Source organism: Pseudomonas putida (assembly GCF_028682455.1).
GTDB classification, from domain to species: Bacteria; Pseudomonadota; Gammaproteobacteria; order Pseudomonadales; family Pseudomonadaceae; genus Aquipseudomonas; species Aquipseudomonas putida_AA.
Window position 1 is genome coordinate 286189 of record NZ_JANHLD010000005.1, and the last position, 26641, is coordinate 312829.

27 protein-coding genes and 1 other RNA gene are annotated in these 26641 nt (G+C 63.0%); 21 read left to right on the plus strand and 7 right to left on the minus strand.

Going from position 1 to position 26641, the window contains the following annotated elements; all coding sequences use genetic code 11:
- Positions 1 to 84: 84 nt before the first annotated feature.
- The 3 genes from dsbD to dsbG are packed head-to-tail and all read left to right on the plus strand — an operon-like array spanning position 85 to position 3406.
- A complete protein-coding gene (gene dsbD, locus NPS58_RS28275) occupies positions 85 to 1800 on the plus strand; it encodes a protein-disulfide reductase DsbD (protein WP_274118570.1) in 1716 nt (571 codons plus the stop codon).
- A complete protein-coding gene (locus NPS58_RS28280; protein WP_274118488.1) occupies positions 1800 to 2657 on the plus strand; it encodes a TlpA family protein disulfide reductase in 858 nt (285 codons plus the stop codon). The genes dsbD and NPS58_RS28280 overlap by 1 nt, the downstream gene beginning before the upstream one ends.
- The gene (gene dsbG, locus NPS58_RS28285) at positions 2642 to 3406 is read left to right on the plus strand and encodes a thiol:disulfide interchange protein DsbG (RefSeq protein WP_274118489.1); all 765 of its coding nucleotides are present in this window, start codon (positions 2642 to 2644) and stop codon (positions 3404 to 3406) included. Before NPS58_RS28280 ends, dsbG begins: the two co-directional genes overlap by 16 nt.
- A 69-nt stretch (positions 3407 to 3475) precedes the next feature.
- Here the strand turns inward: dsbG and NPS58_RS28290 are convergent, their stop codons facing one another.
- Complete coding sequence (locus tag NPS58_RS28290) at positions 3476 to 4279, minus strand: substrate-binding periplasmic protein (RefSeq protein ID WP_274118490.1); 804 nt, start codon at positions 4277 to 4279, stop codon at positions 3476 to 3478.
- Positions 4280 to 4448: 169 nt separating this feature from the next.
- On the opposite strand from NPS58_RS28290, the gene NPS58_RS28295 reads away from it, so the two are divergent.
- Both NPS58_RS28295 and NPS58_RS28300 read left to right on the plus strand, forming a co-directional pair.
- Positions 4449 to 5000 (plus strand): exonuclease domain-containing protein, encoded by a 552-nt coding sequence (locus NPS58_RS28295; RefSeq protein WP_274118491.1) that lies wholly within the window; start codon positions 4449 to 4451, stop codon positions 4998 to 5000.
- A 70-nt stretch (positions 5001 to 5070) separates the two neighbouring features.
- Complete coding sequence (locus tag NPS58_RS28300) at positions 5071 to 5355, plus strand: pyrimidine/purine nucleoside phosphorylase (protein ID WP_010225980.1); 285 nt, start codon at positions 5071 to 5073, stop codon at positions 5353 to 5355.
- A 139-nt stretch (positions 5356 to 5494) separates the two neighbouring features.
- On the opposite strand, the gene NPS58_RS28305 is transcribed toward NPS58_RS28300, so the two are convergent.
- On the minus strand, positions 5495 to 6184 hold the full coding sequence (locus tag NPS58_RS28305; RefSeq protein WP_274118492.1) for an alpha/beta family hydrolase: 690 nt from the start codon (positions 6182 to 6184) through the stop codon (positions 5495 to 5497).
- A gap of 49 nt (positions 6185 to 6233) precedes the next feature.
- Here NPS58_RS28305 and ccoN (NPS58_RS28310) point away from each other — a divergent pair, with 49 nt between their 5' ends.
- From ccoN (NPS58_RS28310) to NPS58_RS28385, 16 genes are all read left to right on the plus strand, one after another.
- Positions 6234 to 7658 (plus strand): cytochrome-c oxidase, cbb3-type subunit I, encoded by a 1425-nt coding sequence (ccoN, locus tag NPS58_RS28310; RefSeq protein ID WP_274118493.1) that lies wholly within the window; start codon positions 6234 to 6236, stop codon positions 7656 to 7658.
- A gap of 10 nt (positions 7659 to 7668) precedes the next feature.
- The gene (ccoO, locus tag NPS58_RS28315) at positions 7669 to 8277 is read left to right on the plus strand and encodes a cytochrome-c oxidase, cbb3-type subunit II (protein WP_274118494.1); all 609 of its coding nucleotides are present in this window, start codon (positions 7669 to 7671) and stop codon (positions 8275 to 8277) included.
- A 5-nt stretch (positions 8278 to 8282) separates the two neighbouring features.
- A complete protein-coding gene (locus NPS58_RS28320; RefSeq protein WP_274118495.1) occupies positions 8283 to 8477 on the plus strand; it encodes a cbb3-type cytochrome oxidase subunit 3 in 195 nt (64 codons plus the stop codon).
- Complete coding sequence (gene ccoP, locus NPS58_RS28325) at positions 8474 to 9421, plus strand: cytochrome-c oxidase, cbb3-type subunit III (protein ID WP_274118496.1); 948 nt, start codon at positions 8474 to 8476, stop codon at positions 9419 to 9421. The genes NPS58_RS28320 and ccoP (NPS58_RS28325) overlap by 4 nt, the downstream gene beginning before the upstream one ends.
- Positions 9422 to 9907: 486 nt before the next feature.
- Positions 9908 to 11350: a cytochrome-c oxidase, cbb3-type subunit I gene (gene ccoN / locus NPS58_RS28330; protein ID WP_274118497.1), complete on the plus strand. Its 1443-nt coding sequence runs from the start codon at positions 9908 to 9910 to the stop codon at positions 11348 to 11350.
- The gene (gene ccoO, locus NPS58_RS28335; RefSeq protein WP_274118498.1) at positions 11350 to 11958 is read left to right on the plus strand and encodes a cytochrome-c oxidase, cbb3-type subunit II; all 609 of its coding nucleotides are present in this window, start codon (positions 11350 to 11352) and stop codon (positions 11956 to 11958) included. Before ccoN (NPS58_RS28330) ends, ccoO (NPS58_RS28335) begins: the two co-directional genes overlap by 1 nt.
- Positions 11959 to 11963: 5 nt before the next feature.
- Complete coding sequence (locus tag NPS58_RS28340) at positions 11964 to 12161, plus strand: cbb3-type cytochrome oxidase subunit 3 (RefSeq protein WP_274118499.1); 198 nt, start codon at positions 11964 to 11966, stop codon at positions 12159 to 12161.
- Positions 12158 to 13138, plus strand: a complete 981-nt coding sequence (gene ccoP / locus NPS58_RS28345; RefSeq protein WP_274118500.1) for a cytochrome-c oxidase, cbb3-type subunit III — start codon at positions 12158 to 12160, stop codon at positions 13136 to 13138. The genes NPS58_RS28340 and ccoP (NPS58_RS28345) overlap by 4 nt, the downstream gene beginning before the upstream one ends.
- A 313-nt stretch (positions 13139 to 13451) precedes the next feature.
- A complete protein-coding gene (ccoG, locus tag NPS58_RS28350) occupies positions 13452 to 14867 on the plus strand; it encodes a cytochrome c oxidase accessory protein CcoG (RefSeq protein WP_274118501.1) in 1416 nt (471 codons plus the stop codon).
- 12 nt (positions 14868 to 14879) lie between these two features.
- Positions 14880 to 15419, plus strand: coding sequence for a FixH family protein (locus tag NPS58_RS28355; protein WP_274118502.1), 540 nt, complete (start codon positions 14880 to 14882; stop codon positions 15417 to 15419).
- 89 nt (positions 15420 to 15508) lie between these two features.
- Positions 15509 to 17962 carry a heavy metal translocating P-type ATPase gene (locus NPS58_RS28360; protein WP_274118503.1) on the plus strand — a complete coding sequence of 818 codons (2454 nt, stop codon included), beginning with the start codon at positions 15509 to 15511 and terminating at the stop codon, positions 17960 to 17962.
- Between the two features lie 12 nt (positions 17963 to 17974).
- The gene (gene ccoS / locus NPS58_RS28365; RefSeq protein ID WP_028945394.1) at positions 17975 to 18187 is read left to right on the plus strand and encodes a cbb3-type cytochrome oxidase assembly protein CcoS; all 213 of its coding nucleotides are present in this window, start codon (positions 17975 to 17977) and stop codon (positions 18185 to 18187) included.
- A complete protein-coding gene (locus NPS58_RS28370) occupies positions 18180 to 18863 on the plus strand; it encodes a sulfite exporter TauE/SafE family protein (protein WP_274118504.1) in 684 nt (227 codons plus the stop codon). The genes ccoS and NPS58_RS28370 overlap by 8 nt, the downstream gene beginning before the upstream one ends.
- An 84-nt stretch (positions 18864 to 18947) precedes the next feature.
- A complete protein-coding gene (hemN, locus tag NPS58_RS28375) occupies positions 18948 to 20330 on the plus strand; it encodes an oxygen-independent coproporphyrinogen III oxidase (protein ID WP_274118505.1) in 1383 nt (460 codons plus the stop codon).
- Positions 20331 to 20485: 155 nt separating this feature from the next.
- Positions 20486 to 21220 (plus strand): Crp/Fnr family transcriptional regulator FnrA, encoded by a 735-nt coding sequence (fnrA, locus tag NPS58_RS28380; RefSeq protein ID WP_274118506.1) that lies wholly within the window; start codon positions 20486 to 20488, stop codon positions 21218 to 21220.
- 55 nt (positions 21221 to 21275) lie between these two features.
- A complete protein-coding gene (locus NPS58_RS28385; RefSeq protein ID WP_274118507.1) occupies positions 21276 to 21824 on the plus strand; it encodes an adenine phosphoribosyltransferase in 549 nt (182 codons plus the stop codon).
- Positions 21825 to 21879: 55 nt separating this feature from the next.
- Here NPS58_RS28385 and recR read toward each other — a convergent pair whose 3' ends face one another.
- The 5 genes from recR to NPS58_RS28410 form a co-directional block, all read right to left on the minus strand.
- Positions 21880 to 22482 (minus strand): recombination mediator RecR, encoded by a 603-nt coding sequence (gene recR / locus NPS58_RS28390; RefSeq protein WP_274118508.1) that lies wholly within the window; start codon positions 22480 to 22482, stop codon positions 21880 to 21882.
- A gap of 99 nt (positions 22483 to 22581) precedes the next feature.
- On the minus strand, positions 22582 to 22908 hold the full coding sequence (locus NPS58_RS28395; RefSeq protein WP_028945400.1) for a YbaB/EbfC family nucleoid-associated protein: 327 nt from the start codon (positions 22906 to 22908) through the stop codon (positions 22582 to 22584).
- 68 nt (positions 22909 to 22976) lie between these two features.
- Positions 22977 to 25007 carry a DNA polymerase III subunit gamma/tau gene (dnaX, locus tag NPS58_RS28400; protein WP_274118509.1) on the minus strand — a complete coding sequence of 677 codons (2031 nt, stop codon included), beginning with the start codon at positions 25005 to 25007 and terminating at the stop codon, positions 22977 to 22979.
- Positions 25008 to 25257: 250 nt separating this feature from the next.
- Positions 25258 to 25354, minus strand: an RNA gene (ffs, locus tag NPS58_RS28405) — signal recognition particle sRNA small type.
- A 97-nt stretch (positions 25355 to 25451) separates the two neighbouring features.
- On the minus strand, positions 25452 to 26597 hold the full coding sequence (locus tag NPS58_RS28410; RefSeq protein WP_274118510.1) for a zinc-binding metallopeptidase family protein: 1146 nt from the start codon (positions 26595 to 26597) through the stop codon (positions 25452 to 25454).
- Between the last annotated feature and the right edge of the window lie 44 nt (positions 26598 to 26641).

Sequence of the window (26641 nt, forward strand, 5' to 3'; positions counted from 1 at the left end):
CCGACAATCGATGCCTGGCGGTTAACACTCGGTTAATCGAGCATGGCCAGCATCGACCGTTCATCGCACTGCCAAGGCTTCGAGATGCGCGCTTTACTGATTGTCCTGATGTTTGTCTTCAGCGGCCTGACCCAGGCCAACCCTTTTGCCCAAAGCGATTTCCTGCCGGTGGACAAGGCCTTCGTGTTCAGCAGCGAACGGCTGACCACGGGCGAAATGCGCCTGCACTGGAAAATCACCGACGGCTACTACCTGTACCAGAAGCGTCTGAAGTTCGACGGCCTGCCCGCCGAACAGCAGCCCGCATTGCCAGAGGCCCTGCCCCATCAGGACGAGTACTTCGGTGAAACCCTGGTGTATCGCGGCGAGCTGGAGCTGATCCTGCCCGCCGACGCCCGCGGCCAGTTGCGCATGGGCTGGCAAGGCTGCGCCGATGCCGGCCTGTGCTACCCACCGCAAACCAACCTGGTCAGCCTGAGCGATGCCCAGGCCAATGAGCCAGCCACTGAACAGGCCAGCGACCAGGCCCTGGCCGGCGGCCTGCAGCAGTCAGGCCTGGCCTGGAGCCTGCTGGCCTTCCTGGGCCTTGGCCTGTTGCTGGCCTTTACCCCGTGCTCGCTGCCGATGCTGCCGATTCTCGCCGGGCTGGTGCTGGGTAATGGTGTCAGTGCCCGCCGGGGCTGGGCGTTGGCCAGCGTCTATGTGCTGAGCATGGCCCTGGTGTATGCCGCCCTGGGTGTGGTTGCCGCACTGCTGGGTGCCAGCCTGCAGGCCTGGCTGCAGCAACCCTGGCTGCTGGGCACCCTGGCGGCGCTGTTCGTGTTGCTGGCGTTGCCGATGTTCGGCGCCTTCGAACTGCAATTGCCGGCCTGGCTGCGTGATCGCCTGGAGCGCGCCGGCCAAGGCACCCGCGGCGGCAACCTGTACGGTGCGGCCCTGCTGGGTGCGCTGTCGGGGCTGCTGATGGGCCCGTGCATGACCGCGCCGCTGGCCGGCGCCCTGCTCTACATCGCCCAGAGCGGCAACGCGGTGCATGGCGCCCTGGTGCTGTTCACTCTCGGCCTGGGCATGGGCTTGCCGCTGCTGTTGCTGGTCACCCTGGGCAACCGCTACCTGCCGCGCCCCGGCCCGTGGATGAACCTGGTCAAGGGCCTGTTCGGCTTCGTATTCCTGGCCATGGCGCTGTACACCCTGCGTACCGTATTCGAGCCTTCACTGTGGCTGGGCCTGGCCGGTGCCTGGCTGATCGCCCTGGCCTGGGCGGCATGGCCGGCGCTGCATAACCTGCGCGCCATTCGTGCCCTGCCACTGCTGCTGGGCTTCTGGGGCAGCCTCCTGGTGATCGGTGCCGCGGCAGGTGGCGATGATCCCTGGCAGCCGCTGCAGCCTTTCCGTGCAGGGAGCGGCACGGTAGCCAGCGTCGCGCACACCGACGCCTTCGTCACGGTGACCCAGCCGGCCGAGTTGCAGCGTGAACTGGATACAGCCAAGGCCCAGGGCCAGTGGGTGATGCTGGACTACTATGCCGACTGGTGTGTGTCGTGCAAGGTGATGGAGAAACAGGTGTTCGCCCGCACCGACGTGCTGGCCGCCTTGAGCGGCGTACGCCTGATACGCCTGGATGTGACCGCCGATGCGCCGTCGAGTCGCGAGTTGATGCAGCGCTACCAGGTACCCGGCCCGCCCAGCCTGATCTGGATCGGTCCGGAGGGCAATGAACGTCGGGTGCGCCGGATTACCGGTGAGGTCGATGCGAAGACTTTCCTCGAACAGTGGGCCCAGACCCGGAGTCAAGGCTGATGCTGACCGTAAACCTGGGGCCGTTGACCATGGCCTTGAATCACCTGCTACTGCTCTGCGCGCTGACACTGGCAACCCTGGTCGGCTGGCGCGTGGCCAAGCGCGGCGGCGACAACCCCGAGTCGGTGCTGTTCAGCCTGTTCCTGCTGGGCCTGCTCGCTGCGCGGGTGGGCTTTGTGCTCAGCTACTGGCCGATGTACCGGGACGACCCGCTGCAGATCGTCGACCTGCGCGATGGCGGCTTCCTGCTCTGGCCCGGTTTGCTGGCCGTGGCGGCAGGCGCCTTGTCGCAAGGTTTTCGCCGCCCTACCCTGCGTCGCCCCTTGGGCTGGGGACTGTTCAGCGGCGCGTTGTTCTGGCTGCTGGGCAGCCTGGGCAGCCACCTGTATGAACAAGGCACACAACTGCCCGACACCAGCCTGCGCAAGGCCGATGGCCAGGCCGTGCAGCTCAGCGCCTACCGTGGCCGGCCCCTGGTCATCAACCTCTGGGCCACCTGGTGCCCGCCGTGCCGGCGCGAAATGCCGGTGCTGCAGCAAGGCCAGAACGAACGTCCGGACATCACCTTCCTGTTCGTCAACCAGGGGGAGTCGCCGCAAACCGTCAGCAACTTTCTCGCCACCACCGGCCTGAACCTGTCCCATGTACTGTTCGACAGCGGCGGCCAACTGGCCCAGCAGGTCGGCTCCATGGCCCTGCCTACCACCTTGTTCTACAACGCCGACGGTCGCCTGATCGGCAGCCACCTGGGCGAACTGTCGCGGGCCAGCCTCAGCCACGCCCTGGAATCATTCGAGCGCCCCGCCGCACCCGCCGTCACCGACACTTCAAGGAATGACACATGCACGCTTTGCTGAAACTGCCCCTCGCCCTCACCCTCGGCCTGCTGGCCAGCCAGGCGGTAACCGCCGAAGAACTGCCCAAGGCTGTCCAGCAAATGGAAGCCAAGGGGGTAAAAATCAAAGGCAGCTTCGACGCGCCCAACGGGCTGCGCGGCTATGCCGGCGAATACCAGAACCGCGGCATGGCCCTGTACCTGACACCCGACGGCAAGCATGTGCTGATCGGCAGCCTGTTCGATGAACAGGGCAAGGACCTGAGCGAAGCGCCACTGGAAAAACTGGTCTACGCACCGATGGCCAAGGAGGTCTGGGCGAAGATGGAAAAGACCGCCTGGATTGCCGACGGCAAGGCCGATGCACCGCGCATCGTCTACCTGTTCAGCGATCCCAACTGCCCGTACTGCAACCTCTTCTGGCAGCAGGCACGGCCGTGGGTCGACTCGGGCAAGGTGCAGTTGCGCCACATCATGGTCGGCATCATCCGTGAAGACAGCCCGGGCAAGTCGGCCGCGCTGCTGGCCAGCAAAGACCCGGTCAAGGCCCTGCAAACCCACGAGAAGGCCGGCAAGGCCAGCACCCTCAAGGCACTGGACAAGATCCCCGCCGACGTCCAGGCCAAGCTCGACGCCAACCTGGCTATCATGGAAGAACTGGGCCTGTCGGCCACTCCGGCGATCTTCTACCTCGACGAGCAACAGCAACTGCAAACCCAGCAAGGTGCGCCACGGCCAGAAATGCTCGGCAAGATCCTCGGCAAACGCTGATAGCGTGATCTCCTGCCGGGGCAGGTGCCAGCTCACGCCCCGGCCAGAGACCATTGCAGGAGCCCGGGTTCAGTCTGCCCGGGGCTGGCTGACGGTGATCCGATAAGGCTGGAAGATCCGCAGCAGTTCGCCCTGGTCACGCAACAGCTGCAACAGCCGGGCGAACTCCTCGCCACTGATCGGGGCACCGGGTCGCAGCAATGCATAGTGGTGATAGACCTGATCGACGCGCTCCGAAGCACGCAGGGTCCTGGCGCTTTGCGGATTGCGGGCCTGGAAATCACTGAGGTAGGAGCGAGTCACCAGGGCGATGTCCGCCCGACCGCGCTCGACCATCAACAGGTTGCTGTCGTGGGAGTAGGTCAAGGTCACCTTGAAGTGCTCGACCAGGTACTTGGGGTCGGATTTGAAATCGGCGAAAGCGTAGTGATAGCCGTTGTACAGGGCCAGGCGCTTGCCGGCGAGGTCGTCAAAATAGCGCTCGTCGCGCTCCGGCAGGTACTGGGCGACATACACCTCGGCGTCTTCCAGCCCCATGTCCACCGCCTCGTGCGGGATGTCTTGCCAGTCCCACTCCGGGTTCTCGAAGATGGCCATGTCGGTGCGACCCTGCTTGAAATCGCCAAAGCGGCGCGGGATCGAGGTGGGCACCAGGACGAACCGATAATGCTCTTGGGCCGCGTTCAAGGCATCGACCAACTGCGGCAGCAGTCCGGTGTCGGCACCCTTCTCTGGCCGCACGGTATAAGGAGGAAAATGCGCCGCGCCGATTTTGACTTCGATTTCCTCGCGCGCCTGGGCCGGTATCACCATCCACAGGGTGGTGAACATGAACAGCAAGGATCTGGCCTGCGCCATGGGCGTTGGAGTCAAAGCAACACACTCTTGCGGGTTTGAGCCGAATTGAACCTAAGCTAGGCGTTTTCGGCGCGCGGTACAACAGCGGATTGTGCCAAAAGGCCAGCAAGCGGCATTACGCCAGGGGATACCCCGCAGGCCCGACTTTGGCTACGCTCTAGCGAGTCTTGCAAGGGAGCCTACTATGGGCCATTGGCTGGTGATTGACCTGGAAGCAACCACGGACGACGGCGGTTGGCCAGTCACGGATATGGAAGTCATTGAAATCGGAGCGACGCTGGTCAACCGCCAGGGTCGCGAAGTGGATCATTTCCAGCGTTTCATCAAACCGCGGCGCCGCCCGCAACTGACCCCCTTCTGCCGCGAACTGACCCACATCAGCCAGGCCAATGTCGACACGGCAGCCGCCTTCAGCGAGGTGTGGGGGCAATTCGAACGCTGGATCGGCCACCACCGGGCACAGCTGGAAGGCTGGGTCAGCTGGGGCGATTACGACCGCCTTCAATTGCTGCAGGAATGGCAGTTGCACAATGTCCAGAGCCTGCTGGCCACGGTGCCCCACATCAACCTCAAGCAGCGCTTTGCCAAGGCCCGGCACCTGCAACGGCCACTGGGCCTCAATGGTGCATTGCAACTGGCCGGGTTGCAGTTCAGCGGTCAACAGCACCGGGCCCTGGAAGACGCCCGCAACACGGCGCGCCTGCTGCCGTTGACCTTGCCGCCAGGTGGCCTCTGAAAGCGGATGACGGCGCCGGGAGCCTTGGGCATACTGGCCAGCCTTTTCAGCCCCTTTTCAGGAGTCGCCCATGTTTAAGGTCAACGAGTACTTTGATGGCACGGTCAAGTCGATCGCTTTCGGCACTGCCGAAGGCCCGGCCACTGTAGGCGTGATGGCGCCCGGCGAGTACGAATTCGGCACCGCACAACGTGAAATCATGCACGTGGTGTCTGGCGCCCTGACCGTCAAGCTGCCTGACAGCGACAACTGGGAAACCTTCAGCGCCGGCAGCCAGTTCAACGTGCCAGCCAACAGCAAGTTCCAGCTCAAGGTGGCCGTGGATACCGCCTACCTTTGCGAATACCGCGGGTAAGCGATTATCCCTGAGCGAGTGGGAGCGGGCCTTGCCCCCGATCGGGCGCGAAGCGGCCTTAGGCTGTACTGGCCTCGTCGCGGGGCAGGCCCGCTCCCACCGAATTGACTGATCAAGACAGTTGCTCCCACTTCTCCCCTCAAGGCAAGAACGCTGCCACTCTCTGCGCCGTCGTCGCCAGATGATCTGCGTGACTGAACCCCGACGCCTTCAACGGCTTGAGGTCATGATCCCCCGCCTGCAGCCAGCACACCTCGATCGCCGGCGATAACGCATACCCCTCCACCGCCTGCCGGTTCCCCAGGGCATCGCGCTCGCCCTGAACAATCAGCGTCGGCGTCTTCAATTGCGCCATGTGCGCTACCCGCGGTTTTTCCGGCTTGCCCGCCGCATAGAACGGGTACCCCAGGCACACCAGCGCATCGGCGCCCAGTTCATCTGCCAACAAGCTGGCCATACGACCGCCCATGGACTTGCCGCCAATGGCCAGCGTCCCAGTGACCAAAGGTCGCACCTGCGCATACACCTCCCGCCAGCACTCGAGCAATTTGGCCTGCGGATTCGGAGGCCTTTTGCCACCATCGAGCCGCCGTTGCGCCATGTACGGGAACTCGAAGCGCAGTACTCCCAGCCCTTGTGCCGCCAGCCTTTGCGCGATGTCGTCCATGAACCCGCTGTCCATCGGTGCCCCTGCGCCATGCGCCAGGATCAGGCACCGATCAGGCTGGCCATCTCCCTGATTTTGCGGGGCATTCCAGCGCCAGCCGTGGTTTTCGACCAGATGCGCCCATTGATCCCCGTCAATACCGGCCAGTTGCCCATTACTCATGCTTGCCTCGCTGTTTAGTCTGCCTATAACCGTGGATGGGAACCCATACATGAACACAACCAGCAGTACCGCCTACAACTACAAGGTGGTCCGCCAATTCGCCATTATGACGGTGGTGTGGGGAATCGTCGGGATGGGGCTCGGCGTTTTCCTCGCCGCGCAACTTGTCTGGCCTTCGCTCAACTTCGACCTCCCCTGGACCAGCTTCGGACGCCTGCGTCCGTTGCACACCAACGCGGTGATTTTCGCCTTCGGGGGCTGCGCACTGTTTGCCGCTTCCTACTACTCGGTCCAGCGCACCTGCCAGACCACCCTGTTCTCTCCACGCCTTGCCGCCTTCACCTTCTGGTCATGGCAACTGGTAATCGTGCTGGCGGCGATCACGCTGCCGCTGGGTTATACCAGCTCCAAGGAATACGCCGAACTGGAATGGCCGATCGACATCCTGATCACCATTGTCTGGGTCGCCTACGCCGTGGTGTTCTTCGGCACCCTGATGAAGCGCACCACCAAGCACATCTATGTGGGTAACTGGTTCTTCGGTGCATTCATCATCACCGTGGCCATCCTGCACATCGTCAACAACCTGGAGCTGCCGGTCAGCCTGACCAAGTCCTACTCGCTGTACAGCGGCGCCACCGACGCCATGGTGCAGTGGTGGTACGGCCACAACGCCGTGGGCTTCTTCCTGACCGCAGGCTTCCTGGGGATGATGTACTACTTCGTGCCCAAGCAGGCCGAGCGTCCGGTGTATTCCTATCGCCTGTCGATCGTGCACTTCTGGGCGCTGATCACCCTTTACATCTGGGCAGGTCCTCACCACCTGCATTACACCGCCCTGCCAGACTGGGCCCAGTCGCTGGGCATGATCATGTCGCTGATTCTCCTGGCGCCAAGCTGGGGCGGCATGATCAACGGCATGATGACCCTCTCCGGTGCCTGGCATAAGCTGCGCAGCGACCCGATCCTGCGCTTTTTGGTGGTGTCGCTGGCGTTCTACGGCATGTCGACCTTCGAAGGCCCGATGATGGCGATCAAGACCGTCAACGCCCTGTCGCACTACACCGACTGGACCATCGGCCATGTACACGCCGGTGCCCTGGGCTGGGTTGCAATGATCTCGATCGGCGCCCTGTACCACATGATCCCGAAAGTCTTCGGTCGCGAGCAGATGCACAGCATCGGCCTGATCAACGCGCACTTCTGGCTGGCCACCATCGGCACCGTGCTCTACATCGCCTCGATGTGGGTCAACGGCATCGCCCAGGGCCTGATGTGGCGTGCAGTCAACGCCGACGGCACCCTGACCTACTCCTTCGTCGAAACCCTGGTGGCCAGCCACCCTGGCTTCATCGTGCGCTTCGTCGGCGGGGCGATCTTCCTGACCGGCATGTTACTGATGGCCTGGAACACCTGGCGCACCGTGCGTGCTCCGGTGGCCGCGACCGCCCCTGCCGCTGCGCAGCTGGCCTGAGGAGACCGAGATGAAACACGAAGTAATCGAGAAGAACGTCTTCCTGCTGGTGCTGTTGATGGTATTCGCCGTGAGCATCGGTGGCCTGACCCAGATCGTCCCGCTGTTTTTCCAGGACGTCACCAACAAGCCGGTCGAGGGCATGAAGCCCTACACCGCGCTGCAGCTCGAAGGCCGCGACATCTACATCCGCGAAGGCTGCGTGCAGTGCCACTCGCAGATGATCCGTCCGTTCCGTGCCGAAACCGAGCGCTACGGTCACTACTCGGTCGCCGGTGAAAGCGTCTGGGACCACCCGTTCCTGTGGGGTTCCAAGCGTACCGGTCCGGACCTGGCCCGGGTCGGCGGTCGCTACTCCGACGACTGGCACCGTGCCCACCTGTACAACCCGCGCAACGTGGTGCCCGAGTCGAAGATGCCGGCCTACCCGTGGCTGGTGTCGAGCCAGGTCGACAACAGCCACACCGAGACCAAGCTGCGCACCCTGCGCACCCTGGGCGTGCCGTACACCGATGCCGACATCAGCGGCGCGGTTGAATCGCTCAAGGGCAAATCCGAAATGGACGCGCTGGTTGCCTATCTGCAGGTGCTGGGCACCGCGATCAAGAACAAGAGGTAAGGGCCATGGACTTGACACTGGATATTGGTCAACTGCGCGGCCTGGGCACCCTGCTGGTGGCCATCGCCTTCATCGGCCTGTCGCTCTGGGTGTTCAACGGTCGGCGCGACCGGGAATTTGCCGAAGCCAGCCTGCTGCCGTTTGCCGACGACCGCCTGGCACCTGCCAACGAACCCGAATCGAGGAGTAACGGGCAATGACCACCTTCTGGAGTACGTACATCAGCGTACTGACCATCGGTAGCCTGATCGGCCTGACCTGGCTGCTGCTGGCAACGCGCAAGGGCGAGAAGCCCGGTACCAGCGACCAGACCATGGGCCACAGCTTCGACGGCATCGAGGAGTACGACAACCCGCTGCCCAAGTGGTGGTTCTGGCTGTTCGTGGGCACCTTGGCATTCGGGGTCGGTTACTTGATCCTCTACCCGGGCCTGGGCAACTGGAAAGGCATCCTGCCTGGCTATGAGAACGGCTGGACCCAGGTCAACGAATGGCAGAAGGAAATGGACAAGGCCGACGCCAAGTTCGGACCGATCTTCGCCAAGTTCGCCGCCATGCCGGTGGAAGAAGTGGCCAAGGATCCCCAGGCGCTGAAAATGGGTGGCCGCCTGTTCGCCTCCAACTGCGCGGTATGCCACGGTTCCGACGCCAAGGGCGCCTACGGCTTCCCCAACCTCACTGACAAGGACTGGCGTTGGGGCGGCGAGCCGGACACCATCAAGCAGTCGATCATGTCCGGTCGCCACGGCGTGATGCCGGCCTGGGCCGAGGTGATCGGCGAGCAAGGCGTAGCCGATGTTGCCGGCTTCGTGCTGACCAACCTCGACGGTCGCAAGATGCCTGAAGGCACCAAGGCCGACATCGCCAATGGCCAGAAGCTGTTCGCCGCCAACTGCGTGGCCTGCCACGGCCCTGAAGGCAAAGGCACCCCCGCCATGGGCGCACCGGACCTGACCCACCCGCAAGCGTTCATCTACGGTTCGAGCTTTGCCCAGCTGCAGCAGACCATCCGATACGGCCGCCAGGGCCAGATGCCTGCCCAGCAAGAGATCCAGGGCAACGACAAGGTCCACCTGCTGGCCGCCTATGTCTACAGCCTGTCCCAGGATGAACCGAGCCAGGGCGAACCACTCTCTGCCAAGTGAAATCAAAGCCTAACTGAGCCTTGACTCGAACCGCCGCCTCCACCCGGATGCGGCGGTTCCCTTCCCCCTTGCGACCAAGTGTCGCACCTCCCCCGCCACCACGCCTTGCACCCGCCTTGAACGCAACTAAGCTTGTTGCCACAGCGACCACAACCGAAGGACCGATGAACCCCACGGGCGGTCGTGCCTGTTGAAGAATGCGTGCAAAGGTAGATGGGACCGGCTCGACCTGATCGTACCCGTATCTGGGCAAATGAAAATGGTCACAACAAGCCTGACCGATTGGACAAGAAAATGTAAATAACGGTACACATATCAAACATATAATTGTGTACACTTCGTCCGCCAACAACGCTCGAAACAGCGGTAGATCGGGCTTTGGCAAAGGTCGGCGCGGGAGCCATCGCGTTGCAATAACCACACGGTTTATACATACTTGCGCCGATTTTTTAACCTACAAAAACACCCAAACCGTGGAACCTTAGAATGAGCACAGCAATCAGTCCGACTGCTTATAACTATAAGGTCGTCCGCCAGTTCGCCATCATGACGGTGGTCTGGGGGATCCTTGGCATGGGGCTTGGCGTTTTCATCGCCTCGCAACTGGTATGGCCCCAGCTCAACCTGGACCTGCCATGGACGAGCTTTGGCCGCCTGCGCCCACTGCACACCAACCTGGTGATTTTCGCCTTCGGTGGCTGTGCACTGTTTGCCACTTCCTATTATGTCGTGCAGCGAACCTGCCAGACGCGACTGATCTCCGACAGCCTCGCCGCCTTCACCTTCTGGGGCTGGCAAGCGGTGATCGTCGGTGCGCTCATTACCCTGCCGCTGGGTTACACCACCACCAAGGAATACGCCGAGCTGGAATGGCCGATCGCCATTTTGCTGGCCATTGTCTGGGTGACCTACGGCGTGGTGTTCTTCGGTACCATCGTCAAGCGCAAGACCAAGCACATCTATGTGGGCAACTGGTTCTACGGTGCCTTCATCGTCGTGACCGCGATGCTGCACATCGTCAACCACGCCTCGTTGCCGGTCAGCTTCTTCAAGTCGTACTCGGCCTACTCGGGCGCGACCGACGCAATGATCCAGTGGTGGTACGGCCACAACGCCGTGGGCTTCTTCCTGACCACCGGCTTCCTGGGGATGATGTACTACTTCGTGCCGAAACAGGCCGAGCGTCCTATCTACTCCTATCGCCTGTCGATCGTGCACTTCTGGGCACTGATCACCCTGTACATCTGGGCCGGCCCGCACCACCTGCACTACACCGCCCTGCCAGACTGGGCACAGTCGCTGGGCATGGCGATGTCGATCATCCTTCTGGCGCCGAGCTGGGGCGGCATGATCAACGGCATGATGACCCTGTCGGGCGCCTGGCATAAGCTGCGCACCGACCCGATCCTGCGCTTTTTGGTGGTATCGCTGGCGTTCTACGGCATGTCGACCTTCGAAGGCCCGATGATGGCGATCAAGACCGTCAACTCGCTGTCGCACTACACCGACTGGACCGTTGGCCACGTACACGCCGGCGCCCTGGGCTGGGTTGCGATGATCTCGATCGGCGCCCTGTACCACATGATTCCGAAAGTCTATGGCCGCGAGCAGATGCACAGCATCGGCCTGATCAACGCGCACTTCTGGCTGGCGACCATCGGTACCGTGCTCTACATCTCCTCGATGTGGGTCAACGGCATCACCCAGGGCCTGATGTGGCGTGCAATCAACGACGACGGTACCCTCACCTACTCCTTCGTCGAAGCCCTGCAGGCCAGCCACCCTGGCTTTATCGTCCGTGCCCTGGGCGGTGCGTTCTTCGCCTCCGGCATGCTGCTGATGGCGTACAACGTCTTCCGTACCGTACGCGCCTCGAAGCCGGCCGAAGCTGAAGCCGCCGCTCAGATCGCTGTAGTTGGAGCTCACTGATGAAGCATGAAGTAGTCGAGAAGAATATCGGCCTGCTGGCCTTCTTCATGGTCATCGCCGTGAGCATCGGCGGCCTGACCCAGATCGTCCCGCTGTTTTTCCAGGACGTCACCAACAAACCGGTCGAGGGCATGAAGCCACGAACCGCGCTGGAACTCGAAGGCCGCGACATCTACATCCGCGAAGGCTGCGTACAGTGCCACTCGCAGATGATCCGTCCGTTCCGTGCCGAAACCGAGCGCTACGGCCACTACTCGGTCGCCGGTGAAAGCGTCTGGGACCACCCGTTCCTGTGGGGTTCCAAGCGTACCGGTCCGGACCTCGCCCGCGTCGGCGGTCGTTACTCCGACGACTGGCACCGTGCCCACCTGTACAACCCGCGCAACGTGGTGCCCGAGTCGAAGATGCCGGCCTATCCATGGCTGGTAGAAAACAGGCTCGACGGCAAGGACACGGTCAAGAAGATGGAAGTCCTGCGCACCCTCGGCACGCCGTACACCGACGCAGACATCGCCGGTGCCCGCGACGCGGTCAAGGGCAAGACTGAAATGGACGCCCTGGTTGCCTACCTGCAAGGCCTGGGCACCATCATCAAAAGCAAACGGTGACATTGATGGATATCGGGATGATTCGTGGCCTGGGCACCGTCGTTGTGATGGTGGCCTTTGTTGGCCTGGCGTTGTGGGTATTCAGTTCTCGACGCAAGTCTGAGTTCGACGAAGCGACCATGCTGCCCTTCGCGGATGATCCCGAAGCCAGCAAGCACATCGAGCAAGCGCAAGCGAAAGCGTCTAGGAGTAACAACGAATGACTTTCTTCTGGAGTCTGTACGTCACTGTTCTGAGTCTGGGCACCATCTTCGCCCTGACCTGGCTACTGCTGTCCACCAGCAAGGGCCAGCGCAGCGAAACCACCGAAGAAACCGTGGGCCATGCCTACGACGGCATCGAGGAATACGACAACCCACTGCCAAAATGGTGGTTCTGGCTATTTGTCGGCACCATCGTTTTTGCACTCGGCTACCTGGTGCTGTACCCGGGCCTGGGTAACTGGAAAGGCATCCTGCCGGGCTACCAGTACCTGGATAACGAGAAGAAAACCGAGTTCGCCAACGGCCAGGGCGGCTGGACCGGCGTTCACGAGTGGGAGAAGGAAATGGCCCGCGCGGACGCCAAGTTCGGGCCGATCTTCGCCAAGTTCGCTTCGATGCCCATCGAAGAAGTGGCCAAGGATCCACAAGCCCTGAAAATGGGTGGCCGCCTGTTCGCCTCCAACTGCTCGGTCTGCCACGGTTCCGACGCCAAGGGTTCCTATGGCTTCCCCAACCTGACCGACAACGACTGGCGCTGGGGCGGCGAGCCTGAAACCATCAAGGCCACCATCATGGGCGGTCGTCATGGTGTCATGCCAGCCTGGTCCGAAGTGATTGGCGAGCAAGGCGTCGCCGACGTTGCCGCCTATGTGCTGACCAACCTCGACGGCCGCAAGCTGCCAGAGGGCGCGAAGGCCGATCCTGCCAATGGCCAGAAGATCTTCGCCGCCAACTGCGTGGCCTGCCACGGTCCTGAAGGCAAGGGCACCCCTGCCATGGGCGCTCCGAACCTGACTCACCCGCAGGCGTTCATCTACGGTTCGAGCTTCGCCCAACTGCAGCAGACCATCCGTTACGGCCGTCAGGGCCAGATGCCTGCCCAGGAAGCGATCCAGGGTAACGACAAGGTCCACCTGCTGGCGGCCTACGTCTACAGCCTGTCGCACCAGCCTGAAAAAACCGCCGACGCGAAGTAATTCGCCAGGCAAAAAAAAGCCCCGTCAGTGCAGACTGGCGGGGCTTTTTTTTGCCTCGGCAGGAGCGGGCTTGCCCCGCGATAGCGAACTGGCTGATACACCGCTATCGCGGGGCAAGCCCGCTCCTACGTGACCCAGATCAATTGACACGCCCACTACACTAATCACCTGGCAAACCCAACGCGACTAAACGCCGCACGCGTGCCCCATGGGGCCACTACAGGCGTATCATTCGCCGCAGAGCAGCATTAACTTCTGACTGCGGTCGGCACGCACTGATCGCGGCATTATTCCACTGCCGTGGGACTCAATGATGAGCAAGCAGATTCCAGTACATGACGTCACCCCGCCTGCCAACAAAGACAAGGACAGCGTCGACCTCTACGCCTCCCGGGAAAAAATCTACACCCGGGCATTCACCGGCCTGTTTCGTAACCTGCGCATGGTCGGCGGCGCCTTCCTGTTCCTGCTGTACTTCGGAACGGTCTGGCTGAACTGGGGTGATCACCAGGCAGTCTGGTGGAACCTGCCGGAGCGCAAGTTCTACATCTTCGGCGCCACCATCTGGCCCCAGGATTTCATCCTGCTCTCGGGCCTGTTGATCGTCGCCGCCTTCGGCCTGTTCTTCATCACGGTATTCGCCGGGCGCGTGTGGTGCGGCTATACCTGCCCGCAGAGCGTCTGGACGTGGATTTTCATGTGGTGCGAAAAGATTACCGAGGGTGATCGCAACCAGCGCATGAAGCTCGACAAGGCGCCAATGAGCGGCAACAAGTTCCTGCGCAAGCTGGCCAAGCACAGCCTTTGGCTGCTGATCGGCTTCGTCACCGGCATGACCTTCGTCGGCTATTTCTCCCCCATCCGCGAGCTGGTCGTCGAATTCTTCACAGGCCAGGCCGATGGCTGGGCGTACTTCTGGGTCGGCTTCTTCACCCTGGCCACCTATGGCAACGCCGGGTGGCTGCGCGAGCAGGTGTGCGTGTACATGTGCCCGTACGCGCGCTTCCAGAGCGTGATGTTCGACAAGGACACCCTGATCGTCTCCTACGATCCGCGTCGCGGCGAGACCCGTGGTCCGCGCAAGAAAGACCTCGACTACAAGGCCAAGGGCCTGGGCGATTGCATCGACTGCACCATGTGCGTCCAGGTATGCCCGACCGGCATCGACATCCGCGATGGCCTGCAGATCGAATGCATCGGCTGCGCCGCCTGCATCGATGCCTGCGACACCATCATGGACAAGATGAACTACCCCAAAGGCCTGATCAGCTACACCACCGAGCACAACCTCTCGGGCCAGAAAACCCACATGCTGCGCCCTCGCCTGATCGGCTATGCGGTGGTGCTGCTGGCCATGATCGCCCTGCTCTGCAGCGCCTTCGTCATGCGATCGCTGGTGGGCTTTGACGTCAGCAAGGACCGGGTCCTGTACCGCGAGAACGCCCAGGGCCGGATCGAGAACGTCTACAGCCTCAAAGTAATGAACAAGGACCAGCGCGACCACGTCTACGTACTCGACGCCGCCGGCCTGCCGGACCTCAAGCTGGAAGGCGCGCGGGAAATCCGCGTAGCGGCCGGCGATATCGTCAGCCTGCCGGTACAACTGTCGATGGCCCCGGAAAAACTGCCATCGAGCACCAACGAAGTGACCTTCATCCTCAAGGACGCCGACGACAGCGCCACCCAGGTTGAAGCCAAGAGCCGCTTCATCGGCCCCCAAATTCGATAAGAGATTGAACCTATGCCTCCTGCAACAGCCGCAAGCCCCTGGTACAAGCACCTCTGGCCGTGGATCATCATCGGGGTGCTGGCCACCTCGGTGACCTTGAGCCTGACCATGGTCACCATTGCGGTGAACAACCCCGACAACCTGGTCAACGACAACTACTACGAGGCCGGCAAAGGCATCAACCGCTCGCTGGAACGTGAACTGCTGGCCCAGACCCTGGGCCTGAAGGCCAGTATTCACCTGGACGAGCTGACCGGCGAAGTGGATCTGCGCCTGACCGGCAACAGCCAGCCTCAAACCCTGGAACTGAACCTGATCTCACCGACCCAGCCGGAGAGAGACCGCCGGGTGATCCTGGCGCGCAGCGAAAGCGAGGCGGGACGCTACCTGGGCCAGTTGACCGACCAGGTCGACGGTCGTCGCTTTGTCGAGCTGCTGGGCAGCGAGAACCAACAGGTATGGCGCTTGTTCGAGGAAGAGAAAGTGGCGCACGGGGTGACCCTCCAGCTTGGCGATGAAGCCTTACAAGGGGCTGAACACCACGAAAACTGAGGCGCCCTCATCGCTGGCAAGCCGCGCTTGCCCTGTGGGAGCTGGCTTGCCAGCGATGAGGCCACTACAAGAACTTGCGATAGACCAACATGACCTCGCCCACGCCTTGCTACCACTGCGCCCTGCCCGTTCCTGCCGGCAGCCACTTCACCGCCGTGGTACTCGGCCAGCCTCGGCTGTTCTGCTGCCCCGGTTGCCAGGCCGTGGCCGAGGCGATTGTCGCCGGCAACCTGGAAAGCTATTACCAGCACCGCAGCGAAGCCAGCGCCAACCCCGAGGCATTGCCCCAGCAACTGGTCGATGAACTGGCCCTGTATGATCGTGCCGATGTGCAAAAACCCTTCGTGCGTCACAGTGGCGAACTGGCTGAAACCACCCTGCTGATCGAAGGCATCAGCTGCGCTGCCTGCGGCTGGTTGATCGAAAAGCACCTGCGCAATCTGCCTGGCGTTGCCGAAGCACGCCTCAACCTGTCCAACCACCGCCTGCAGGTCAACTGGGCCGATAGCCAGCTGCCACTGTCCAAGCTACTCGCCGAACTGCGCCACATCGGCTACGCCGCCCACCCCTACCAGGCCGACCGCGCCGCCGAACAACTGGCCAACGAGAACCGCACTGCCCTGCGCCAACTGGGCGTCGCCGGCCTGCTGTGGTTCCAGGCCATGATGGCAACCATGGCCACCTGGCCGGAATTCAACATCGACCTGAGCCCCGAGTTGCACACCATCCTGCGCTGGGTCGCGCTGTTCCTCACCACACCTATCGTGTTCTACAGCTGTGCGCCGTTCTTCCGTGGCGCCGCCCGTGATTTGCGTACCCGTCACCTGACCATGGATGTCTCGGTGTCGCTGGCCATCGGCCTGGCCTACGGCGCGGGCATCTGGACCGCCATCACCGGCAGCGGCGAGCTGTATTTCGACGCGGTCGGCATGTTCGCCCTGTTCCTGCTGGCCGGTCGCTACCTGGAGCGCCGCGCCCGCGAGCGTACTGCCGCCGCCACCGCGCAACTGGTCAACCTCTTGCCGGCCTCCTGCCTGCGCCTGGGCGCGGCGGGCCAGAGCGAGCGCATCCTGCTGCGCGAGCTGCAGGTGGGCGACTGCGTATTGATTCAACCGGGTCACGTGGTACCGGCCGACGGGCGCATTGTCAGCGGCCAGTCCAGTGTCGATGAATCGCTGCTGACCGGCGAATACCTGCCACAGCCACGACGCGCCGGCGATGCGGTCACCGCCGGGACCCTGAACGTCGAAAGTGCGTTGACTGTCGAAGTGCAGGCCCTGGGCCAGGACACTCGCCTGTCGGCCATCGTCCGCCTGCTGGAACGGGCCCAGTCGGAAAAGCCGCGCCTGGCCGAGATCGCCGACCGTGCCTCGCAGTGGTTCTTGCTGTTTTCCCTGGTCGCCGCTGCTGGCATCGGCCTGCTCTGGTGGCAACTGGACCCCTCGCGGGCGTTCTGGATCGTGCTGGCCATGCTGGTCGCCACCTGCCCTTGCGCGCTTTCACTGGCCACCCCGACGGCATTGACCGCAGCCACCGGCACCTTGCACAAGCTCGGCCTGCTGCTGACCCGCGGCCATGTGCTGGAGGGGCTGAACCAGATCGACACGGTGATTTTCGACAAGACCGGCACCCTCACCGAGGGGCGCCTGACCTTGCGCAGCATCCGCCCGCTGGGCGAGCACGATGCCGACCAGTGCCTGATGCTTGCCGCCGCCCTGGAAAATCGTTCCGAACACCCGATTGCCCGCGCCTTCGGTCGCGCCAGCGTGCCGGCCGAAGAAGTGCACGCCGAGCCTGGCCTGGGCCTTGAAGGGTTGGTGCAAGGTCAGCGCCTGCGTATTGGCGAGCCGGGCTATGTCTGCGCCCTGAGTGGTGCTGTTGCGCCCGCCATGCCCGAGGAGCCCGGCCAGTGGCTGCTGCTCGGTGATACGAGGGAGCCACTGGCCTGGCTGGTGCTCGATGACCGCCTGCGCGGCGACGCCGCCGACCTGCTCGCCGCCTGCCGCGCGCGCGGCTGGCGCACCCTGCTGCTCTCCGGCGACAGCTCGCCGATGGTGCAGAGCGTGGCCGCGGAGCTGTCGATCGACGAGGCCATCGGTGGCCTGCGCCCGGATGACAAGCTGGAAAAGCTCAAGGCCTTGCAGCAACAGGGCCGAAAGGTGCTGATGCTGGGCGACGGAGTCAACGATGTGCCGGTGCTGGCCGCCGCCGACATCAGCATCGCCATGGGCTCGGCGACCGACCTGGCCAAGACCAGCGCCGACGCGGTGCTGCTGTCCAACCGCCTCGACGCGCTGGTCCAGGCCTTCAGCCTGGCCCGTCGCACGCGGCGGATCATTATCGAGAACCTGCTCTGGGCCGGGCTGTATAATGGCCTGATGTTGCCCTTCGCCGCCCTGGGCTGGATCACTCCAGTCTGGGCAGCGATCGGCATGTCGGTCAGTTCGCTGATCGTGGTGCTCAATGCCCTGCGCCTGACCCGGCTCAGCGGCCCGGTCGCCACCGGTGCGCCAGCCAGCACCTCACACCCCGCCACGGCCTGATCAGGAGTCACCATGCCCGCGCTCTACGTCATGATTCCCGCCGCGCTGCTGATCGTCGCCATCGCCGTGTACATCTTCTTCTGGGCGGTGGACAGCGGCCAGTACGACGACCTCGACGGCCCGGCCCACAGCATCCTGTTCGACGACCAGGACCCCCAGCACACCGCCGCCATGGACGAAGCCGACGGCAAGAAACCCGACGACGGCGCCCCACCCCGTGCTTGAACTGCTGCCCCTGCTCAGCTCGGCGCTGATCCTCGGCCTGCTCGGCGGTGGCCACTGCCTGGGCATGTGCGGCGGCCTGATGGGCGCCCTGACCCTGGCCATCCCCAAGGAACAGCGCAGCCGACGCTTTCGCCTGCTGCTGGCCTATAACCTCGGACGCATCTTCAGCTATGCCCTGGCCGGCCTGCTGCTGGGCCTCGCTGGCTGGGCCGTGGCCAACAGCCCGGTGGCCCTGGGCATGCGCGTGGTCGCGGCCCTGTTGTTGTTCTGCATGGGCCTGTACCTTGCCGGCTGGTGGAGCGGCCTGACCCGCATCGAAGCCCTGGGACGCGGCCTGTGGCGGCACATCCAGCCAGTGGCCAACCGCCTGTTGCCGATCTCCAGCCTGCCCCGCGCCCTGTTGCTGGGCGCTCTGTGGGGCTGGCTGCCCTGCGGCCTGGTCTATAGCACCTTGCTGTGGGCGGCGAGCCAGGGCAACGCGGTCGACAGCGCCTTGTTGATGCTGGCCTTCGGCCTGGGTACCTGGCCGGTGTTGCTGGCCACAGGGCTTGCCGCCGAGCGTACCAGCGCGCTGCTACGCAAACGTGGCGTTCGAGTTGCCGGTGGGGTGCTGGTGATCCTCTTCGGCATCTGGACCCTGCCAGGGCCGCACCAACACTGGCTGATGGGCCACTAAAGCGGCGTTGATGCAAATCAACACGCCATGCCGCCCAGCTCCCTAGACTCCGGACACTAGCTGCTTTATCCGGGGACTGCCCACATGCTCGACGCACTTCGTTGGGACTCTGACCTGATCCGTCGTTACGACCTGGCAGGTCCACGCTACACCTCATACCCAACCGCCGTGCAACTGCACAGCGAAGTCGGCTCATTCGACCTCCTGCACGCCCTGCGTGACAGCCGTCGCGCGGTGCGCCCGCTGTCGCTGTACGTGCACGTGCCGTTCTGCGCCAACATCTGCTACTACTGCGCCTGCAACAAGGTCATCACCAAGGACCGGGGCCGCGCCCTGCCTTACCTTCAGCGCCTGGAGCAGGAGATCCAGCTGATCGCCTGCCACCTGGACCCCAAGCAGACCGTCGAGCAACTGCATTTCGGTGGCGGTACGCCGACCTTCCTCAGCCACGTCGAGCTGCGCCGCCTGATGGCGTACCTGCGCCAGCACTTCAACCTGCTGGATGACGACTCCGGCGACTACGGCATCGAAATCGACCCCCGCGAGGCCGACTGGTCGACCATGGGCCTGCTGCGCGAGCTGGGGTTCAATCGGGTCAGCCTGGGCGTGCAGGATCTCGACCCGGTCGTGCAACGGGCGATCAACCGCCTGCAAAGCCTGGAGCAGACTCGCGCGATCATTGAAGCGGCGCGCACCCTGCAGTTTCGCTCGATCAACCTCGATTTGATCTACGGCCTGCCCAAGCAGACCCCTGAAGGCTTCGCCCGCACCGTGGATGAAGTCATCAAGCTGCAGCCCGATCGCCTGTCGGTGTTCAACTATGCGCACCTGCCGGAACGCTTCATGCCCCAACGGCGCATCGACAGCAACGACCTGCCCGCACCGGCCGCCAAGCTGGAAATGCTGCAACGGACCATCGAGCAACTGACTGGCGCCGGCTACCGCTACATCGGCATGGATCACTTCGCCCTGCCCGATGACGAACTGGCCATTGCCCAGGAAGAGTCGACACTGCAGCGCAACTTCCAGGGCTACACCACCCACGGTCACTGCGACCTGATCGGCCTGGGCGTTTCAGCCATCAGCCAGATTGGCGACCTCTACTGCCAGAACAGCAGCGACCTGAACACGTACCAGAACTCGCTGCTCAGCGCCCAGCTGGCTACCAGCCGCGGCCTGGTGTGCACAGCGGACGACCGCTTGCGCCGTGCCGTGATCCAGCAATTGATCTGCCATTTCGAATTGGATTTCGACACCATCGAACAGGCTTTCACCGTCGACTTTCGTGGCTACTTCAAGGATGAGTGGCCCGCACTCCAGGCCATGCACAAGGACGGTCTGATCAACCTCAGCGCCAAGGGCATCGAGGTGCTGCCGGCCGGGCGGCTGCTGGTGCGCTCGGTGTGCATGGCATTCGACGCCTACCTGGGCATGCACAGTCAACAGCGGTTCTCACGGGTGATCTGATTTACAGAATTCCTTGTAAAGCACACTATGTTTAATAAGGTCGGACGATAAGCCGCACCTGCGCCAGCACGCCTTACCCGGCACAGACTGGCCGAAACCCCATGGCCTGAGTTACCCTTACGGCTTATGTGTGCTTTCCCACAAGGAATGAAGAAATGTCCGAGCCAGTTAAACTGCGCCCTCACAACCAGGCCCATTGCAAGGATTGCAGCCTGGCGCCTCTATGCCTGCCATTGTCGTTGAACATGGAAGATATGGATGCACTGGATGAAATCGTCAAACGCGGGCGACCGCTGAAGAAAGGCGAATTTCTGTTCCGCCAGGGTGACAACTTCGGCTCAGTTTATGCGGTGCGCTCCGGCGCCCTGAAAACCTTCAGCTTGAGCGACAGCGGCGAAGAGCAGATCACCGGCTTCCACCTGCCCAGCGAGCTGGTCGGCCTGTCCGGCATGGACACCGAGGCCTACCCGGTATCGGCACAGGCCCAGGAAACCACTTCGGTCTGCGAGATCCCGTTCGAACGCCTCGATGAACTCTCGGTACAGTTGCCTCAACTGCGTCGTCAATTGATGCGGGTGATGAGTCGCGAGATTCGTGACGACCAGCAGATGATGCTGCTGTTGTCGAAGAAAACCGCAGACGAGCGCATCGCCACCTTCCTGGTCAACCTCTCCGCACGTTTCCGCGCCCGTGGCTACTCGGCCAATCAGTTCCGCCTGAGCATGTCGCGCAACGAGATCGGCAACTACCTGGGCCTGGCCGTGGAAACGGTGTCCCGGGTGTTCACCCGCTTCCAGCAGAACGGCCTGATTTCTGCCGAAGGCAAGGAAATCCATATCCTCGATCCGATCCAGCTGTGCGCGCTGGCCGGTGGCTCGCTGGACAGCTGAGTCCGCAGGATAAAGGGTATACTGGCGGGCATTCGTTTTTCAGGATACCCGCCCCATGCACAGCGAACCCTTCGACCTCAAAGCCTTGATCCGCCCGGTACCGGACTTCCCTAAACCTGGCGTGATCTTTCGCGACATCACCCCGCTGTTCCAGTCGCCACGGGGCCTGCGCCATGTGGCCGACGCCTTCATCGAGCGTTATGTCGAGGCCGAATTCAGCCACATCGGCGCCATGGACGCCCGCGGCTTCCTGATCGGCTCGATCATCGCCCACCAATTGAACAAGCCGCTCATTCTGTTTCGCAAGCAGGGCAAACTGCCGGCCGACGTGATCGCCGAGGGCTACCAGACCGAGTACGGTGAAGCCTTCCTCGAAGTGCACGCCGACAGCCTGTGCGAGGGTGACTCGGTGCTGGTGTTCGATGACCTGATCGCCACCGGTGGTACCTTGCTGGCTGCGACCAATCTGGTACGACGGATGGGCGCCGAGGTATTCGAGGCGGCCGCGATCATCGACCTGCCGGAACTGGACGGATCGAAGCGGCTGAATGATGCTGGGGTGTCGACGTTCTGCCTGACCGCGTTTTCGCTTAGCGAGCGGTAAACCAGTCGCGGGGCAAGCCCGCTCCTACAGGAGCGGGCTTGCCCCGCGATTGCACTCACAGCGAGATCGGCTTACGCCCGGCAAAGGAATGCGCCAGGGTCCCGCCATCAACCAGCTCCAGCTCGCCGCCCAACGGCACCCCGTGGGCAATGCGCGAGGCAACCAGCCCCTTGTCGGCCAGCAACTGGGCGATGTAGTGGGCAGTCGCTTCACCCTCCACCGTTGGATTGGTAGCCAGGATCACTTCGGTGAAACTGCCCTGCTCTTCGATGCGCGCCATCAACTGCGGAATGCCAATCGCCTCTGGCCCAAGACCATCGAGCGGTGACAGGTGCCCCTTGAGCACAAAGTAGCGACCGCGATAGCCGGTCTGTTCGACCGCATACACATCCATCGGCCCTTCGACCACGCACAGCAGCGTGTCGTCGCGGCGCGTGTCGGCGCACTGGGGGCACAATTCCTGTTCGGTCAGGGTCCGGCACTGACGGCAGTGCCCAACACCTTCCATAGCCTGGCTCAGGGCCTGGGCCAGGCGCAGGCCGCCACTGCGGTCGCGCTCTAGCAACTGCAGAGCCATGCGCTGGGCGGTTTTCTGACCAACCCCGGGCAAGGTGCGCAAGGCATCGATCAGTTGGCGAATCAAGGGGCTGAAGCTCATGGTCAATTAGCCTGAATATTCAATGAAGCGCGAGAAAAACGACGATGGGAGCGACAGCTTCACAGCTGTGCTCCCACCGTGGGTATTACAGGGTGTGCCTCAGAACGGCATTTTGAAACCCGGTGGCAGTTGCATGCCAGCCGTCATGCCGCCCATTTTCTCCTGGCTGTTCTGCTCGACCTTGCGCACGGCGTCGTTGACGGCGGCGGCGATCAGGTCTTCGAGCACTTCCTTGTCTTCCTGCATCAGGCTGTCGTCCAGGCTGATGCGCTTGACGTCATGACGACCGGTCATCACCACGCTGACCAGGCCTGCGCCCGATTGGCCAGTCACTTCGGCGTTGGCCAGCTCTTCCTGCATCTTGGCCATTTTTTCCTGCATCTGCTGGGCCTGCTTCATCAGGCCGGCCATGCCACCTTTCATCATGGGGATCACCTCAAATAAGAGTTACGGGGTGCGGCGCGGGCCTGGCCCGGGCTGCTTGAGTTATTCGGCTATTCGCCCTGGGCTACCTGGGCGTCTACAGGCTCAATGGTATCGTGTCGAACCATGGCGCCAAACTGCTGAATCATCTGCTGGATGAGCGGATCGGCCTGGATCGATGCCTCCGCCTCGCCCTGGCGCTCGGCACGCTTGCGCGACGCTGCCTGGGCCGGGGTTTCCTGCTCGGGGCGAATCAGCTCGATGGACAGCTTGAGCGTGCGCCCGAAATGCTGGTTCAGGGCCTCGTTCAACCGCCGCTGCTGAGTGCTGTTGAACAGGGCGCTATGGGCCGGGTCCAGGTGCAGCAGCCAGTCATCGCCATCCGCGGCAATCAACGTACAGTTGGCGGCGATACTGCCGGTCATCCCGGAGATCGGCAACTGTGGGAATAATTCCAGCCATTGCAGCGCCAGGCCGGTGGCCGGCTGGGCCGCTGGCAGGGGCTCAGGGGCCACGACCGGAGCGGCCTCGTGTACATGCTCGATCGCCAGCTCATCCAGATAACTGTAGCTGGCCGGATCCATTTCCGGTTCGTAATAGTCTTCGTCAAGCGGCGGCTCGTCGTCGCGGTCCATGCCTGCAGGGCTATAGCCGATACCTTCGTCGAGCGGTGGCGCGTCCTGCTGAACAGCAGCTGCAACCGGTGCAGGTTGCGGCGTTTCGACAACAGGCTCGGGCTCGCGCTCAGGTTCGGCAACGGGTTGCGTCGGCACCGGGTCGTTCCAGGGCAGGTCGACCACAGGCTCAGGTGCTTGTGCCTGGACCTCGGCCGGCGCAGGTTCGGGTGCGGGCTCGGCGACGGGCACTGGCTGCGGGACAACCGGCTCGGGCTCGACAACCGGCGCAGCGACCACGGCAGGCGCAGCCACAGGGGCCGCTGCCACCGTCCTTGCAGAATCAGCTGTGGCCTGGCTGATCCCCACCGGCTTTAGTACCGGTTTCGGTGCGTCATCGGTATCGGCCGGCCGGAACGCCAGCATGCGCAGCAGCACCATCTCGAAACCACCGCGCGGATCCGGCGCCAGCGGCAGGTCGCGACGACCGATCAGGCCCATCTGGTAGTAGAACTGTACGTCTTCTGCCGGCAGCGACTGGGCCAGGGCCAACACGCGATCCCGGTCACCCTGGCCGTTGTCGACCGCCTCGGGCAACGCCTGGGCAATGGCCACGCGGTGCAGCACATTGAGCATCTCGGCCAGCACGCCATTCCAGTCCGGCCCCTGCTCTGCCAGATGCCTGACAGCTTCGAGGAGCGCACGGGCGTCACCCTCGAGCAACGCCTGCAACACGCCATAGACCTGGCCGTGATCGAGGGTGCCCAGCATCGCTCGTACATCGGCGGCCAGCACCTTGCCCTCACCGAAGGCAATGGCCTGGTCGGTCAGGCTCATGGCATCGCGCATGGAGCCATCGGCCGCACGACCGAGCAGCCACAGGGCGTCGTCTTCGAACGGGACGTTTTCGGCACCCAGCACATGGCTCAAGTGCTCGACCACCCGTTCCGGGGTCATGTTCTTGAGGGAGAACTGCAGGCAGCGCGACAGAATGGTCGCCGGCAGCTTCTGCGGGTCGGTGGTCGCCAGGATGAACTTGACGTAGGGCGGTGGCTCTTCCAGGGTTTTCAACAGGGCATTGAACGAGTGACTGGAGAGCATGTGCACTTCGTCGATCAGGTAGACCTTGAAGCGCCCACGACTGGGGGCGTACTGCACGTTGTCGAGCAGTTCGCGGGTGTCCTCGACTTTGGTACGGCTGGCAGCGTCGATCTCGATCAGGTCGACGAAGCGCCCCTCATCGATCTCCCGGCATACCGAACACGTGCCGCACGGAGTGGAGGTGATCCCGGTTTCGCAGTTCAGGCACTTGGCAATGATCCGCGCAATGGTGGTCTTGCCCACGCCGCGGGTACCGGTGAACAGGTAGGCATGGTGCAGGCGCTGATTGTCCAGCGCATTGATCAAGGCCTTGAGCACATGGGTCTGGCCGACCATTTCGCGGAACGAGCGCGGACGCCATTTACGTGCAAGAACCTGATAACTCATCGAAAACCGTCGCGACTGGCAAGCTGAAGACCGCTAATCGTAGCGGAGCGGGGGCAAAATTGCACCCTGACTATCGCTGGCGGGCGTTCGCAAAGCAGGTGTCGGGAGTGACTGAGGTCGATTTGACGCAACCCGCTGCAGGCGCTGCCGTTGAACAGGCACGACGAGGCCGCACGGCAACCATGGCGGGCAGTAATCTGAATAATAAGGAAGGATGAAGCGAAGTGCCCGTGGGCGAGATAGGTGGCGGCCCCACCAGCCACACCCCGGCACACAATGTCACCGCTGCGGCTGCTCCCTTCCAGGCCTGACCGGGTTCACGGCTGATCGTTGCGGGGGGACCGATGGGGCCACCATAACGCATGCTCATCTGGCGACGAGCCGCGCCATTGTACCGGCCTGTCGCCAAGATACAACCTTTAGTTGATAAAAAATCATCGCCACTCAATGACTTGGCGGATTCTCGGTGACGCACAAGTGGATGAAGTGCAATTTCGCCACCACCGCCGACGACAACACGAACGGGTAGAAATCCACCTGCCCCATGCTGCGCGACAGCTCGTTGAGCATGGCCGAGAGCTCGACCCAGGCGTTGACGAAGGCGAGAAAGTCCTTGGCCCCTGGGACGTCGGGCTGATACAGGTCTTGCGCCTGGTAGGGCGGATAGTCCAGCTCCAGGCTCCTGGCGTTCATCCCCAGGGCCAGGGCGGTATCCACTGCATCGGTCATGTGCAGGTAGTGCGCCCAGGTTTCGGCCCAGTCCTCCCAAGGGTGCATAGTGGCATAGGCGCTTACGTGGGCCTGCGCCCAATCGCTCGGTGCGCCGTGCTGGTAGTGTCGCTCAAGCGCTTCGCTGTAGCTGTCTCGCTCGTCACCGAACAGCTGGCGAAAGCCGTCGAGCCATCCACTGTTGGCGATCAGCCGATCCCAGTAGTAATGCCCTACTTCGTGGCGCAGATGGCCGAGCAAGGTTCGGTAGGGCTCATGCAGTTGCACCCTCACCCGCTCGCGCCAGTCGTCATCGGCCTCACGTACATCCAGGGTGATCAGGCCATTGGCATGGCCGGTGATGGGGGCATTGCCCTCGAGGTCGATGCCGATAAAGTCGAAGGCAAGGCCGGGACCGTCATCGGCGGTCTTGGGTTCAATGGGCAGCCCCAGGTGCAACAGCTGCGCGGTAAGGCGGCGCTTGGCAGTTTCCAGCTTGCGCCAGCGCAGGTGGTTTTCGGCGATCGAGAGGTCGGGGATGGTCCGGTTCAAGCGACAGGCCAGGCACAAGCTGTGCGCCTCATCGGCCGCCAGCAGCCAGTTGCAGGCCGCCGGGGTATCGAGGTTGGCGCAACGTCGCAGCGGACCGAGTTCCGGCTCGCCATCCAGCATCCAGTTGCCTTCGACCGCCCCCGGCCACAAGCTTGCGACCCGATTGCTCGGCGGCCAATAGCCCAGCGCCGACTGGCAAGCCAGGCACTGGCTGTTGCGAAAGAACACCGACTGACCGCACTGGCACAGCCAGACCCGATCCGGGTGCTGCGCCTGGCTGACAAACGGGGCCGCGATCCGGGCCCCCAACTGTTCGAAGAAACGGTACATGGTGATCCTCCTGGCTGCTCGCCAAGCCTAGACCATCGGCGCCG